The sequence below is a fragment of the Haloparvum alkalitolerans genome, from assembly GCF_055381565.1.
On record NZ_AP043938.1, the window covers coordinates 1,661,905 to 1,675,886 of the forward strand.

At 71.0% G+C, this 13,982-nt stretch carries 11 protein-coding genes; 7 read left to right on the top strand and 4 right to left on the bottom strand.

The features are described from left to right. Positions 1-262: 262 nt before the first annotated feature. Positions 263-1,180, bottom strand: a complete 918-nt coding sequence (locus tag ACZ432_RS10690) for a thiamine-phosphate synthase family protein (protein ID WP_426964437.1) — start codon at positions 1,178-1,180, stop codon at positions 263-265. Next, complete coding sequence (gene dcd, locus ACZ432_RS10695) at positions 1,177-1,833, bottom strand: dCTP deaminase (RefSeq protein ID WP_426964436.1); 657 nt, start codon at positions 1,831-1,833, stop codon at positions 1,177-1,179. Before dcd ends, ACZ432_RS10690 begins: the two co-directional genes overlap by 4 nt. A 229-nt stretch (positions 1,834-2,062) precedes the next feature. Here dcd and acs (ACZ432_RS10700) point away from each other — a divergent pair, with 229 nt between their 5' ends. The 7 genes from acs (ACZ432_RS10700) to ACZ432_RS10730 all read left to right on the top strand — a co-directional run bounded on the left by acs (ACZ432_RS10700) (position 2,063) and on the right by ACZ432_RS10730 (position 11,201). Then, positions 2,063-4,006: an acetate--CoA ligase gene (acs, locus tag ACZ432_RS10700; protein WP_426964435.1), complete on the top strand. Its 1,944-nt coding sequence runs from the start codon at positions 2,063-2,065 to the stop codon at positions 4,004-4,006. A 258-nt stretch (positions 4,007-4,264) separates the two neighbouring features. Then, on the top strand, positions 4,265-6,148 hold the full coding sequence (locus ACZ432_RS10705; RefSeq protein WP_426964434.1) for a bacterio-opsin activator domain-containing protein: 1,884 nt from the start codon (positions 4,265-4,267) through the stop codon (positions 6,146-6,148). A gap of 121 nt (positions 6,149-6,269) precedes the next feature. Beyond that, complete coding sequence (gene acs, locus ACZ432_RS10710; protein ID WP_426964433.1) at positions 6,270-8,261, top strand: acetate--CoA ligase; 1,992 nt, start codon at positions 6,270-6,272, stop codon at positions 8,259-8,261. Positions 8,262-8,320: 59 nt separating this feature from the next. Then, the gene (locus ACZ432_RS10715; protein WP_426964432.1) at positions 8,321-8,722 is read left to right on the top strand and encodes a DUF4212 domain-containing protein; all 402 of its coding nucleotides are present in this window, start codon (positions 8,321-8,323) and stop codon (positions 8,720-8,722) included. After that, positions 8,719-10,404 carry a sodium:solute symporter family transporter gene (locus tag ACZ432_RS10720; RefSeq protein ID WP_426964431.1) on the top strand — a complete coding sequence of 562 codons (1,686 nt, stop codon included), beginning with the start codon at positions 8,719-8,721 and terminating at the stop codon, positions 10,402-10,404. The genes ACZ432_RS10715 and ACZ432_RS10720 overlap by 4 nt, the downstream gene beginning before the upstream one ends. Continuing rightward, positions 10,404-10,862: a universal stress protein gene (locus ACZ432_RS10725; RefSeq protein ID WP_426964430.1), complete on the top strand. Its 459-nt coding sequence runs from the start codon at positions 10,404-10,406 to the stop codon at positions 10,860-10,862. Before ACZ432_RS10720 ends, ACZ432_RS10725 begins: the two co-directional genes overlap by 1 nt. Positions 10,863-10,967: 105 nt before the next feature. Continuing rightward, complete coding sequence (locus ACZ432_RS10730; protein ID WP_426964429.1) at positions 10,968-11,201, top strand: hypothetical protein; 234 nt, start codon at positions 10,968-10,970, stop codon at positions 11,199-11,201. Positions 11,202-11,221: 20 nt separating this feature from the next. Here ACZ432_RS10730 and ACZ432_RS10735 read toward each other — a convergent pair whose 3' ends face one another. Together ACZ432_RS10735 and ACZ432_RS10740 are read right to left on the bottom strand one after the other, a co-directional pair. Further along, the gene (locus tag ACZ432_RS10735; RefSeq protein ID WP_426964428.1) at positions 11,222-11,914 is read right to left on the bottom strand and encodes a type I 3-dehydroquinate dehydratase; all 693 of its coding nucleotides are present in this window, start codon (positions 11,912-11,914) and stop codon (positions 11,222-11,224) included. Positions 11,915-12,580: 666 nt separating this feature from the next. Beyond that, complete coding sequence (locus ACZ432_RS10740) at positions 12,581-13,963, bottom strand: DUF5305 family protein (protein ID WP_426964427.1); 1,383 nt, start codon at positions 13,961-13,963, stop codon at positions 12,581-12,583. Between the last annotated feature and the right edge of the window lie 19 nt (positions 13,964-13,982).

Consider the following 13,982-nt stretch of genomic DNA (forward strand, 5'->3'; position numbering starts at 1 on the left):
ACCGCCCGCTGCGGTGCTTGAGGCGCCGGGGCCGGGTCGAGCCGGCTGCCCCTTTCAGCCCCACCCACCGCCCCGCACCGCAGCCTCACGCCTCCCCAACCTCGGCCGCGGGGCGGGCGCGGAACCGCAACGCACCGCAGCGCGCCCGCCCCGCGACCTCCCTCGCGCGCGTTCCTCGCGCGCGCCACGGTGAGGGTATCGGCACCGTTCGTTCCGGAGTGGTCTCCGATCGGGTCGCTGCGTCGGTATTTTTTGACCGCGATCAGCAGAGCTCGCGGACGATCCGCGCCGCCTCGGGCGCGTCCGGCGCGAGCACGTAGACGATGGGCTCGACGCCGACCGCGCCGGTCTGGTAGAGCACGAGCGCGTCGCTCGCGTCGTCCCCGTCCTCGGCTCCGTACGCGTCGACCGCCTCCCGCACCGCGGCCGCGGTGTCGGCCTCCGCGTCGAACGCGACGGTCGCGTACGCGTCGTCCAGCGCTTCGATCAGCTCCGGGTCGTAGCGGACGTTCACGGCGCCGCGGGCGTCGCTGCCGGCCTCGCGGGCCGCGAGGAGGACGGTCGCGACGTGCTCGCTGACGCCGAACTCGGGCTCGCCGGGGACCATCGCGCGTCCCTTCACGTCCACCAGTCGACCGGGGATCGCGGCCACGTCGTCGATCGTCTCGGCGTCGGGCAGACACTCCACGACGTTGGCGCCGACGTTCGGGATGAGCGCGGCGAAGCCGGAGGCGTTCGTGAGCGTGCGGAGGCCGCGCCGCACCGAGGCGAGCACGCGCTCGCGCTCGCGGAGCCCGCTCTCGGGGTCGTGGACCGAGAAGTCGACGTCCGCGTCCCGTAGTTCGGGCATCGCCGCCTCGTGGAGCTCCGCGAGCAGGTCGCCCTCCTCCAGCCGCCGGATCAGCACCTCGATCTCCACGAGCGCGGCGACGCGGCTCATGTCGCCCGATGCCAGCCCCTCGCCGACGCGGTCGACGAGGTCCTGTACGCGCGCGTCCGCGACCACGCGCTCGTGGCGCGCCACGTCGCCGTGCGCGTACTTCGAGACCGCCGACTGCGAGATGCCGAGCGCGTCCGCGACCTCGTGCTGTGTGAAGCCGCGGTCGCGGAGGTCCTCGGCGAGCATCGCCCGCACCGTCGGCAGGAACTCCTCGACGATGACCTCCTCGATGAACTTCACGCCCCGTCACCTCGCGCGTCGTCGTCCGCCGGTCGCTCCGCCTCGTCGGCGGGCGTCCCGCGGACCTCCGCCTCGCCCGCGAACTCCGGGTCGTCGCCGATGCGGGACGCCTGCGGGCCCTTCTGTCCCTGGTACTTCGAGCCGCGCTCCTCGCCGTAGGGGCGCTCGGCCGGCGTCGAGAGCTCCGTGAACGTGAGCTGCGAGACGCGCATCCCGGGCGAGAGCGCGACCGGCGCGGTGCCGAGGTTCGAGAGTTCGAGGGTTATCTGCCCCTCGTAGCCGGGGTCACACAGGCCCGCCGTGGCGTGGACCACGACCGCGAGCCGGCCGAGCGAGGAGCGCCCCTCGACGTGGGCCACGAGGTCGTCCGGGATGGCGACGCGCTCGGCCGTCGTGCCGAGCACGAAGTCGCCCGGGTGGAGGATGAAGTCCTCGCCGTTCGGGACGTGCGTCTCGGTGACGTAGTCGCCGACCTCGTCGGCCTCGGTGGGATGGATACAGGGGATGTTCGTCCGCTGAAACTCCAGGAACTCCTCGCCGAGCCGGAGGTCCACGCTCGCGGGCTGGACCTGCTGGTCGACGTCGTCGAGGGGCTCGATCTCGAGGTCGCCGGCCTCGAGGCGCCGCAGGATGTCGGCGTCCGACAGGATCATGTCCACACAACCGCGGCCGCGGACGTAAAAGCTCACGAATCCCGACCGCGACCGGTCGCGCCGTCGACGGCCGCGAACTCGACGGATCCTGTGGCGAGCCCCGTCGGAACGGCGGCGGGGAATCAGCAGAACCTGCGGCAGGAAACCGGCAGAATCTGCGGCGGGGAACCGACAGCATGCGCGCCGATCACGGGCAAGATATACGTTACCGCGACCCGGAAGCGAGAGCATGAACGACCGCGCCGGCGGGACGCCCGCGGCGGGCGAGGGCCGGGTCGAACCGCCCGAGCCGTTCGTGGCGTCGGCAAACGTCGCCGACTCGGCGATACACGACCGGTTCGCCGCCGAGTGGCCCGACTGCTGGGAGCGGGCCGCCGCCATCCTCGACTGGGAGGCGCCCTACGACCGCGTGCTCGACGACGCGGACGCGCCCTTCTACGAGTGGTTCCCCGGCGGCGAGTTGAACGCGAGCGCCAACTGCCTCGACAGACACCTCGACGACCGGAAGAACCAGGTGGCGATACAGTGGGTCGGCAAGCGCGGCGAGCGCCGGACCTACACCTACCTCGACCTCCACCGGGAGGTGAACGCGCTCGCCGCGGCGCTCCGCGAGCGCGGGGTCGGGGAGGACGACGTGGTGACGCTGTACCTGCCGATGATCCCCGAGCTCCCGGTCGCGATGTTGGCCTGCGCCCGGCTCGGGGCGCCGCACAACGTCGTCTTCGCGGGGCTGTCCGCGGAGGCGCTCGCGACGCGGCTCGACGCGGCCGACTCCGGGTACCTGATCACCTGCGACGGCTACTACCGGCGGGAGGACGCGTTCAACCAGAAGGGGAAGGCGGACAACGCGCGCCTCCGGCTCGACGAGGACCTTGAGGCGACCGTGGTCGTGGACCGGCTCGGCGACGAGCTCCCGACGCACCTCGGCGCGGACGAGTACGACTACGAGGCCCTCATCGACGCTCACGACGGCGAGACGGTCGAGCCGGTTCCCCGGGACGCGACGGACCTGCTGTTCGTGATGTACACCTCCGGGACCACCGGCCAGCCGAAGGGGGTCGAGCACGCGACCGGCGGCTACCTCGCACACGTCGCCTGGTCCACGCGGGCGGTGCTGGACGTCAAGCCCGAGGACACCCACTGGTGTGCCGCGGACATCGGCTGGATCACGGGCCACTCCTACGGCGTCTACGGCCCGCTCGCGCTCGGCGCGACGACACTGATCTACGAGGGCACGCCCGACTACCCCGACCGCGACCGCGTCTGGGAGCTCATCGAGCGCAACGCGGTCGACGTGTTCTACACCTCGCCGACCGCCATCCGCTCGTTCATGACGTGGGGCGCGGAGTACCCCGACGCGCACGACCTCTCCAGCCTGCGGCTGCTCGGCACGGTCGGCGAGGCGATCTCGCCGCGCGCGTGGGAGTGGTACCACGAACACGTCGGCGGCGGCGAGGTGCCCATCGTCGACACGTGGTGGCAGACGGAGACGGGCGCCACCATGGTCGCCACGCTGCCGGGGGTCGACGACATGAAGCCGGGGAAGGTCGGGCCGCCCCTGCCGGGGATCGACGCCCGCGTCGTCGACGAGCGCAACGAGCCGGTCGAGCCGAACCAGCCGGGCTACCTCGTGGTCGGCAAGCCGTGGCCGGGGATGTGCACCGGGCTCCGCGGCGGCGACGAGCGCTACGTCGAGGAGTACTGGGAGGAGACCGACGACGGGTGGTGCTACCGGACCGGCGACGGCGCCGCGGTCGACGAGGAGGGCTACGTCTCGATCCTCGGCCGGGTCGAGGACGTGGTCCGCGTCTCGAGCCAGCAGCTCAACGTCGCGGAGCTGGAGGCCGCCGTCGTCGAGGTCGAGGGGGTCACCGAGGCGGCGGTCGTCGGCTCCGCCGACGCCGGCATCCTCGTGTACGCGACCACCCGAGGCGAGGCGCCGTCCGACGAGGACCTCCGGAAGCGGATCGGCGACGAACTCGCCGACCGGGTGGGGGAGATCGCTCGCCCCGACGCGGTCGTGCTCACCTCGGACCTCCCGAAGACCCGGTCCGGAAAGGTCATGCGCCGGCTGCTGGAGGACATCGCCCAGGGCGAGGAGTTCGGCGACATCAGCGCGCTCCGGAACCCCGAGGTGGTCGGCGAGATCGCCTCGGCCGTCCGCGAGGAGTGACGTTTCGCTATTTCTACTGAACCCGAAATATGTCGGGCGTCGCGGCCGGCGAGCGTCGCGAGCGCCCCTCGAACGGTCCGCTCCGTTCGTCCGGGCCGAAAGACCCGTCCGTGCAGGTCGAGTGTCCCGTCCGTCCGGGCGGGGAGTCCCGTCCGACCGAATCGGGCGTGCCGCGCTCCGACCGGGTCCCGCCGGAACGGCGGCGCGGTCCGTCGGCGACAGTTTTTTGCTTCGGCTTTTAGATCTCTTACGAAACGCATGGCGCCCGACGCCTTGACGCCCGACGAGTACGCGACCTTCCGCGAGGCGGCCGCCACCGATCGGTCCGACCTGGTGGTCCGTCTCGCGGGGGAGGCGGGACTGCGGACCTCGGAGGTCCCGCGCGTGTGTCCGTCCGACATCGGGCCCGCAGATGAGGCCGGGCCCGCAGACGAGGCGGTCGAGCCGAACGCGGGGGACACCGCGGCCGGCGGTGCGACGACCGACGCGTTCGACGCCCGAGTGCTGACCGTACTGGACGGCGACGGCGGGCCCGACAGGCGCGTCGTCGTCCCCGACTCGCTCGCGGCCGCGGCGGAGCGGTACGCCGCCGAGCGCGGGGTCGCTGCCGAGGAACCGCTGGTAGACCTCTCGCCGCGCCGGATCCAGATGCTCGTCGCGGAGGTGGGCGACCGCGCCGCCGAGCGGACGGGGCGAGACCGGTTCCGAGAGGTGACCCCGCGCACGCTCCGCGGCACCTTCGCCCGCCGCCTCCTCGTCGAGGAGGAAGTCGACCCCCGGATCGTCCGGGCGGTCGGCGGATGGGAGACGCTCGACGCGCTCGAGCCGCATCTGACGGAGCCCTCGGAGACGGCCGTGGTCGCGGCGCTCGCGGGCGACCGGCCGACCGACGGCGCGCACGCGATCGAGGGTGGATCGGCCAAGGATGGATCGTCCGAGGGTGGATCGGCCGAGGGTGGATCGGTCGGGGATGAAGCCGTCCGCGACGAGGGCGGGTCCGACGCGGGACCCGAGTGGTTCGCGGCCGCCGTCGCGGCGGTGGTCGACGCGGACGACCGTCCCGACCTGCTGTCCGGCGTGCCGGCGGCGCTGGCGGCCGACCGGCGGTGGGAGGCGGCGTGGACGGCCACGCGCGAAGGTCGGCAGGGAACGCTCTCCGTCGCCGCCGCCGCGGGAGAGGCGGCCCCGCTCGACGCGGTCCGCGAGTCCGGCGGCGGGGACGGGGGACGCGGCGGGAGCGGGCTCGCCTGGAGCGCGGCGCTCGACCGCGGCGAACCGGTCGCGGGCACCATCGAGGCGGAGGGCTCGGAGCGCCCGGCGCTCGCGGTCCCGCTGGCGTACGCGGGGGCGACCGACGGCGTCTGCTGTGTGGTCGCGGCGGACGACCCGCCGACCGACCGGGAGCGGCGCGCGGTGGAGCTTCTCGGCCGCGTCGCGGGGCGCGGACTGACGGCGCTTCGCTGGCGCGACCTGCTCCACTCCGACGCGGTGTTGCGGCTGGAGTTCCGCACGAGCGACGCGCGCGCGTTCCTCCCGGCGCTCACCGACCGGCTCGACTGCACCGTCGAACTGGAGTCGACGGTCGTCGTCTCCGACGCGGAACTGCTCTGTTACCTCTCGGTCGAGGGCGCCCGCCCGCCCGCGGTCGCGGAGGTGGTCGACGCCGTCCGCGGGATCGCCGAGCCGCGGGTCGTCGAGACGCGCGAGGACGGCTGTCGGCTCTCGGTCGTCGTCTCGGGGGGGTCGCCCGTCCGCGCGCTCACGCGCCGCGGGGCGACCATCGCGGAGGCGACCGCGGAGGAGGGCCGGCTCCGGGTCGTCGCGGAGGTGCCTGCGGGCACGGAGGTCGGCCCCATCGCGGACGGGCTCCGCGCGTCGTTCCCGGACGCGCGGCTCGTCGGCCGGCAGGTGGTGGACGCGCCGCCGACCACGGGGGCACAGCTCCGCGAGACGGTCGCGGAGCGGTTCACCGACCGCCAGCGCACGGCGCTGGAGGCCGCCTACGAGAGCGGCTACTTCGACTGGCCGCGGGACAGCACCGCCGAGGAGGTCGCCGACGCGATGGGCGTCTCCTCGCCCACGTTCCACAATCACCTCCGGAAGGCCCAGCGGGAGCTGCTCGAGGCGGTCTTCGAGCGATAGGGCGCTCGAGGGCGGCGTTCTCCCCGTCTCCGGCCGGCGTTTCTCACGCGCCGCTCGGAGCGTATTTTTGATAATTAGATACGGGGCTTATTACCCATGATCTGTAGTGTACGACCGTCCCATGACAGAGGGTGACGCGGAACTCGAAGCGCGACTGGCAGAACAGGAGGTGTTCGAACCGCCCGAGTCGTTCGTCGAGCAGGCGAACGTCTCGGACCCGGGCATCTACGAGGAGTTCGAGGAGAACTGGCCGGCCTGTTGGGAGGGCGCAGCCGACCTCCTCGACTGGTACGAGGAGTACGACCAGGTCCTCGACGACAGCGACCCGCCGTTCTACGAGTGGTTCACCGACGGGAAGCTGAACGCCTCGGCCAACTGTCTCGACCGGCACCTCGACGAGCGCGGCGACGAGGCGGCCATCGAGTGGGTCGGCGAGCCGGTCGACGAGGACGACCGGACCTACACCTACGAGGAGCTCCACCGCGAGGTGAACGAGTTCGCGGCCGCGCTCCGCGACATCGGCGTCGGCGAGGACGACGTGGTGACGCTGTACATGCCGATGATCCCGGAGCTGCCGGTCGCGATGTTGGCCTGCGCCCGGATCGGCGCGCCCCACAGCGTCGTCTTCGCGGGCTTCTCCGCGGACGCGCTCGCGACCCGGATGAACGCGGCCGACTCCGAGTACCTCGTCACCTGCGACGGCTACTACCGCCGCGGCGACCCCCTCGACCACCTCGAGAAGGCCGAGGAGGGGCTCTCGGGCGTCGACCACGAGACCACGACGGTCGTGGTCGACCGCCTCGGCCCGAACGGCGACGACTTCGGCCGCGACCTCGGCGACAAGCACGACTACGGCGACCTCGTGGCCGCCCACGCGGGCGCCGAGGTCGAGCCGGTCGTCCGCGACGCCGAGGACATGCTGTTCCTGATGTACACCTCGGGGACCACGGGCAAGCCGAAGGGGGTCAAACACACCACCGGCGGCTACCTCGCGTGGGCCAGTTGGACCTCCCAGTCCGTCCTCGACATCAAGCCCGAGGACACGTACTTCTGCTCGGCCGACATCGGCTGGATCACGGGCCACTCCTACATCGTCTACGGGCCGCTCGCGCTCGGGACGACGACGATGATGTACGAGGGGACGCCCGACCACCCGGACCGCGACCGGCTGTGGGAGATCGTCGAGGAGTACGAGGCGACCCAGCTGTACACCGCGCCGACCGCGATCCGCGCGTTCATGAAGTGGGGGTCGGAGTACCCCGACGCTCACGACCTCTCGAGCCTGCGGCTGCTCGGCACCGTCGGGGAGCCGATCAACCCGCGCGCGTGGAAGTGGTACTACAAGCACATCGGCGATGAGGAGTGTCCCATCGTGGACACGTGGTGGCAGACGGAGACCGGCGGGATGATGGTCACGACGCTCCCGGGCGTCGGCGACATGAAGCCCGGATCGGCCGGACCGCCGCTCCCGGGCGTCGACGTACGGATCGTCGACACCCAGGGCGATGAAGTCGAAGCGGGACGCGCCGGCTACCTCACGGTCGACAAACCGTGGCCCGGCATGCTCCGGACGCTGTACAACAACGACGAGCGCTACATCGAGGAGTACTGGGCCGAGTACTCCGACCTCGACAGCGACGACCCCGACGACTGGGTCTACTTCCCGGAGGACGGGGCGAAGATCGACGAGGACGGCTACATCACCGTCCTCGGCCGCGTCGACGACGTGATCAACGTCTCCGGCCACCGGCTGGGGACGATGGAGATCGAGTCGGCCATCGTCGGCGTCGAGGGCGTCGCCGAGGCCGCGGTCGTCGGCGGCCACCACGACATCAAGGGCGAGGCGGTGTACGCCTACGTCATCACCGAGGAGGGCTACGAGGAGGACGACGCGCTGCGCGAGCGGATCGTCGCGGGCGTCGAGGACGCCATCGGCCCCATCGCCCGCCCCGAGCAGGTCGTGTTCACGCCCGACCTGCCGAAGACGCGGTCGGGGAAGATCATGCGTCGCCTGCTGGAGAACATCGCGGACGGCGAGGAGCTGGGGAACACCAGCACGCTCCGGAACCCGGAGATCGTCGAGGAGATCCAGCAGAAAGCGGGCGGCGACTGACCGACCACACCGTTTTTCGAACCGTACCGAGCGACGAACGACCCACACTCACACGCGATATGACAGACAATAGCTCACACGACACGGCCGAGGACGGGCCCCGAACCGACGGGGGCGTCGCCTCGGGTGCGGCACAGAAGCATCGAGAGACGGACTATCTGGGGTCGGAGGTGAACCTCCTCAACCCGAGTACGCCGTACATGCGCGAGCACCTCCGGATCGTCTGGACGGGGTTCGCCATCTGGGCGGTCGTGGTCTTCGGCCCGGTGACGGCCACGTACCTGGCGCCCGGCGCCATGTCGACGGCGATGCCGATCATCGGCTTCCCGCTCCACTACTTCCTCATCGCCATCGGCGCGCCCGGCGGCGCGCTGATCCTGTCGGCCTGGTACGCCAGGCGACGCGACGAGCTCGACGAGAAGTACGGCATCGACCACGACGTCACGGGCGGTGACGCATGACGCTCGCCGCGACGCTGCTCCAGAGCGAGCTGCTTCCGGAGGGGCTCAACGTCTCGTTCAAGCTCCTCCCGGCGCTGCTCGTCATCGGCATGCTCCTGATCTTCCTCGCGATCGGCTTCGTCTTCCGCGTGGCCGACACCGAGAACATGTGGGTCGCCGGCCGCTCCATCGGTAACCTGGAGAACGGCATGGCGATCGGCGCCAACTGGATGTCCGCCGCGTCGTACCTCGGGATGGCCGCGCTGATCGCGACGGCCGGCGTGTACGGGCTCGCGTTCGTCGTCGGCTGGACGACGGGCTACTTCATCCTGCTCATCTTCCTCGCCGCGCAGCTGCGGCGCTTCGGGAAGTACACGGCGCCGGACTTCGTCGGCGACCGCTTCAACTCCGACACCGCACGCGCCATCGGCGCGGTCACGACGTTCCTCATCGGGTTCGTCTACGCGATCGGCCAGGCGCGCGGGATGGGCCTCGTCGGGCTGTACATCTTCGGAGACCTCGGCTTCTGGGGGCTCAGCGGCTACCAGGCGATGGTGATCATCATGATGACCATCACCGTGGGCTACCTGACCCTCTCGGGGATGCTGGGCGCGACCAAGAACATGGCCGTCCAGTACGTCATCCTCATCGTCGCGTTCGTCGCCGGGCTGTACGCGGTCGGCTTCACGAACGACTACTCGACGATCCTCCCGCAGATCGAGTACGGCGCGCTGATAGCCGACCTGAGCACCGAGTTCTCCGAACCGTTCGTCAACGCGAGCTACTACCTCTGGATCGCGACGGCGTTCTCGCTCGTCGTCGGCACCTGCGGGCTCCCGCACGTGCTAGTCCGCTTCTACACGGTGGAAAACGAGCGGACGGCCCGCTGGTCCACCGTCTGGGGCCTCTTCTTCATCTGCATCCTCTACTTCAGCGCGCCGGCGTTCGCGGCGTTCGGGACGGACCTGTACGCGCGGAACATCGGCGCGGTGTACGGTGACCCCGGCATGACGACCGAGGCGGCCGACGTGATCGTCGTGTTGGCCGCACAGCTCTCGAACCTGCCCGAGTGGTTCGTCGGCCTGGTCGCGGCGGGCGGTATCGCCGCCGCAATCGCGACGACCGCGGGCCTGTTCATCGCCGGCTCCTCGGCGATCTCTCACGACATCTACACCAACATCGTCAACCCCGACGCGACGCAGCGCCAGCAGGTGCTCGTCGGCCGCCTCAGCATCGTCGCGCTGGGCGTCCTGACGACGCTGGCGGCGCTCGACCCCGCGGCGCCCATCGCCGCGCTGGTGTCGTACGCCTTCTCGCTCGCGGGCGCGGTGCTCTTCCCGATGTTCTTCCTCGGCATGTGGTGGGAGAACACGAACCGTGAGGGCGCGCTCGCCGGCATGACGACCGGGCTGGTCATCTGGTTCATCCCGATGATCAACGAGGTCGTCCCGACGTACACGAGCGCGCTCGAAGCGCCGCTGAACGGTGCGCTCGCGACGTGGATGCCTGCCATCGGCTCGGCGCTCATCGCCGTGCCCATCGTCTTCGCCGTCACCATCGGGGTGTCGCTGATGACTGACGAGCCGCCGCTGGAGACGAAGAAGATCGTTCGGCAGTGTCACAGCCCCGAGCCGATGAGCCAGCAGCAGACCGCGGAGGACGTGGTCGCGACCGACGGCGGCGAAACCGAAGGTGACGACTGATGTACGAGCGAATCCTGATTCCCACGGACGGTAGCGAGGTGGCAGAGGCCGCGGTCGATCACGCGCTGGACCTCGCGGAGCGGTACGACGCCGAGGTCCACGCGCTGTACGTGGTCGACATCGACTCGATCAACCTCGGCCTCGGCACCGAGCAGGTCGACCGGCTCAAGCAGGGCCGGTTCGACGAAATGGAGGAGGTGAAACAGCGGTCGGACGAGGCGACCGGCGCCGTGGCCGACCGCGCCGCCGAGCGCGGGATCGACGTGGTCGAACACGTCTCGGCCGGCCGCCCGCACAAACTCATCGGCGACTACGCCGAGAACCACGACATCGACATGATCGTGATGGGGAGCCACGGCCGCGCCGGCGTCAAGCGCGCGCTGTTGGGCAGCGTCACCGAGCGGACGCTCCGGTCGACGCACGTCCCCGTCCTCGTGGTCGACTACGAGGAGGAGTAAGCTTCAGGTGGGTCGCCCACGACACCCTCCCGTGAGCGATCCCACGCCGACGCACCGACGGACGACGACTTTTTTGCCGCACCGACGGCCGCGGAGGGCCCGCCGATGAGCCTCGGCGACCGCATCCGGAGCCACGTCCGCGACAACCCGACCGGCATGGTCCACGACCTGCTGTTCGCGGTCGCGTGGGTCGCGTTCGTGACGGTACTGACGAGCACCGTGTTCACGAGCGCGCCCCGCTGGGCGTACTACCTGTTCATGCTCGCGGGGATCCCGGCGTACTTCGGCTTCTTCATCTCGCTGGAGATCGCCAAAGAGCAGCAGGCGGCCCGGGACTGACCCGCGCCGCGGTCTCTACCTCACTCGCCGACGAGCCCGTCGACGAGTTCGCGAAGCTCCGCGAGCGGGTACTGGCCGGGGGCGGTCGCCTCGGCGGCGTCGACCGGCGCGTAGCCGATCCGCGAGCCGTACACGGGCGCGACCGCGCGGGTGTGTCTGCCCGGTTCGCCCATGCACATCGTCGCGACGACGTGACCCGCTTCGGTCGCGCGGTGGGTCGCCTCCAACATCGCCAGCGCGTCCGCGCGCACCTCCGCGGTCGTCGCCAGCTTCGCCACGTCGCCCGCCGCGGCGGCGTCGGCAAGCAGCTCCGCGAGCGCGTCCGCCGGCGGCGTGGACGCGAAGTCGTGGACCGACGCGATCACGTCCGCGCCCTCCTCGCGGGCCGTCTCCCGGAGCGCGCGGGCGTGTTCGGGCTCCCCCTCGGGCGCGGTGCCGTCGAGCGCGGCCAACTCGATGTCGACCGCCCGGACGGCGTCGACGGCGGCCGCGGCCGCGAGGTCGTCGAGCCGGTTGGGGCCCGCCGCCTCGCCGCCTTCCCACGACGCGCGGTTCGTGGCGACCACCGGGAGCTCGCCGTCGTAGTCGTCGAGCGCCGAGAGCGGGTCGTCCGCCAGGTCCATCCGGAACTCCACCGCGTCCGCGTCCTCGCGCGCGGCCGGCTCCTCCGACAGGTCGGCGGTGCTCGCCGCCAGCACGAACTCCTCGAACATGTCTCCCCCTGCGCCCGCGACCGACTTGAGCGTTCCCGCCGCGGCGCCGCCGTTCACGAAGTCGATCACGGTGCTCCAGGGAGGCTTTCGAAGGTCTCAGAAGGAGTAGTGACTGGGACGGTCGGATCGTGGGGATACTCTCCCGTTCGAGAGCTTACCGACTCTCTGGACGACGGGTTTTCTGTTTCTGTTTCTGTGGCCGAGCCTGCTGCTGGGGGCAGCAACACTCAGAGAGTCCCTGCCGGCTCTCAGTACGACGCTTTTGTGACTGCTGTAGATCCTGCTGATCGCGACAGTACCACCCAGAAAGCCCCACCCACCGCACAGCACCGCCTCGCACAGCACCGCCCCGCACAGCACCGCTCCGCCCAGCACCGCGACCGCACCGCAGCCTCACACCTCCCCAACCTCGGCGGCCGCGCGGCCGCGAAACCGCACAGCAGGCGGCCGCGCCGCCACCTCCACCGAAAATCGGAGATTTTCGAGCAGCCAGCGTGCAGTAGCGCGCCGGAAATCGGAGATTTTCGAGCCGCCGTTCGCTCCCCACCGCGCTCACGGCGACGCCGGCGACCTCGCGCGCGTTTCTCGCGCGTTCCGACCGCCCCAGCACCGCTGGGATCGCTGAACGGACAGCCGGCGCCGAACTCTGGGCATATTTCTGTCCTCTTAGCGGTCCGGGAACACGAAGGCGTCCGCGTCCTCGGCCGATCCCTCCTCGGAGCGCTCGTCGGGCTCGGCACCCGACTCTCCCTCCGACGTGGCGCCGGACCGAGGCGTCTCGTCTGTCCGTGCACCGGTCTCCTCGGCGCTCGCGTCATCGTCGGAGTCCTCCCCGTCACCCATGCCGCCCTGCAGGAACCGTTCGATCCGATCGGTCCCCGCTCCGGTCGAGGGGTCCGTCGCGGCCTCGTCATCCGGCTCCGGTGTCTCGGCGGCCGCAACGGTCTCTTCGCGGTCGGTCGCCACGGTCTCTTCGCGGTCGACCGCCGCCGGCGCCGTGGTCGCGCGGCCGTCCCGCGCGTACGTGTAGGCGATGCCGTCGACCGTCACGACGTAGTGGCCGGTCGTGGGGTCGTGGATGACGCGCCGGTTCGAGTCGATAGCGATGTCGACGAGGTCCGCCAGCGAGGCGACGGGGACGCGCGCGTCGGCGTCGGCGACGTCGACGTTCGCCGTCGAGATCCACTCCGCGAACCGAAGCCGCTCCAGTTCCCGGCTGATCGCCCGTGGGTCCGGCTCCCGGCGGCGTTCGAGTCCGGCAAGTGCGGCGCCGACGAGTGCGAGCAGCCCGATTCCGAGCGACCAACTCGCGGTCGTCGGAACGATGACCGTCTCGCCGGCGACGCTCATGACCGTTGTCCGACCCGGGTCCGGTCGCGAGGTCGGGACCGTCTCGGTCGTCCGAACCGGACCGCCGAGATCACCGGTCAGCCGATAGGAGCTCTGTGAGACGCGCAGCTCCACGGCCTCCGTCCGCTCGTTCGTCTCCCCGTCGACCCGGTACGTGAGGTCGTGACGCAGGTAGGCGTGGACGGTCGCCGCGCCGCCGACTTCGTCGATCACCTCGGCGAGTCGTGCGTCGACCTGGTCGATGTCGACGGTCGTCCGGACGGTCGTGGGCGAGTCGCCGGTCGAGGCGTTCGCGGCGAGCGGGACCGTCTCCGACCAGATCGACTCGCCGTCCCGCTCGGCGCGGTAGACGAGCGCGAGCCGCTGGTCCACTTCGTCGGCACCGTCCGGCCGCGCGGTCGTCCGCACGGTGAGGTTCGGCGTGGCGCTTCGGAGGTACACCGACCGGTCCCGCAGTCGCGTCCCGTCCTCGTACAGCGTCGTCTCCCCGGTGACGACCGCGCTCGTCTCGCCGTCCACGTCGAGGACCGTCGTGGAGCGCTCCTCCGAGGAGTCGATCATCGGCGGGGACGCGAGCGAGACCGCGGCGACCCCGATTCCGACCGCCGCGATCACGAGGAAACCGACGACGAGCGCTCGGCCGTGCCGTCCGACGAGCCGACGCCATCGGAGGACCCCGACTCGCGTCCAGTCGGTCACGGTACCCCACCCGGTTCGG

Bases quoted from the DNA above. Each gene is read 5' to 3' on its own strand.
- dcd (WP_426964436.1), bottom strand. From the start codon at position 1,833: ATGATCCTGTCGGACGCCGACATCCTGCGGCGCCTCGAGGCCGGCGAC.
- acs (WP_426964435.1), top strand. From the start codon at position 2,063: ATGAACGACCGCGCCGGCGGGACGCCCGCGGCGGGCGAGGGCCGGGTC.
- ACZ432_RS10705 (WP_426964434.1), top strand. From the start codon at position 4,265: ATGGCGCCCGACGCCTTGACGCCCGACGAGTACGCGACCTTCCGCGAG.
- acs (WP_426964433.1), top strand. From the start codon at position 6,270: ATGACAGAGGGTGACGCGGAACTCGAAGCGCGACTGGCAGAACAGGAG.
- ACZ432_RS10715 (WP_426964432.1), top strand. From the start codon at position 8,321: ATGACAGACAATAGCTCACACGACACGGCCGAGGACGGGCCCCGAACC.
- ACZ432_RS10720 (WP_426964431.1), top strand. From the start codon at position 8,719: ATGACGCTCGCCGCGACGCTGCTCCAGAGCGAGCTGCTTCCGGAGGGG.
- ACZ432_RS10725 (WP_426964430.1), top strand. From the start codon at position 10,404: ATGTACGAGCGAATCCTGATTCCCACGGACGGTAGCGAGGTGGCAGAG.
- ACZ432_RS10730 (WP_426964429.1), top strand. From the start codon at position 10,968: ATGAGCCTCGGCGACCGCATCCGGAGCCACGTCCGCGACAACCCGACC.
- ACZ432_RS10735 (WP_426964428.1), bottom strand. From the start codon at position 11,914: ATGTTCGAGGAGTTCGTGCTGGCGGCGAGCACCGCCGACCTGTCGGAG.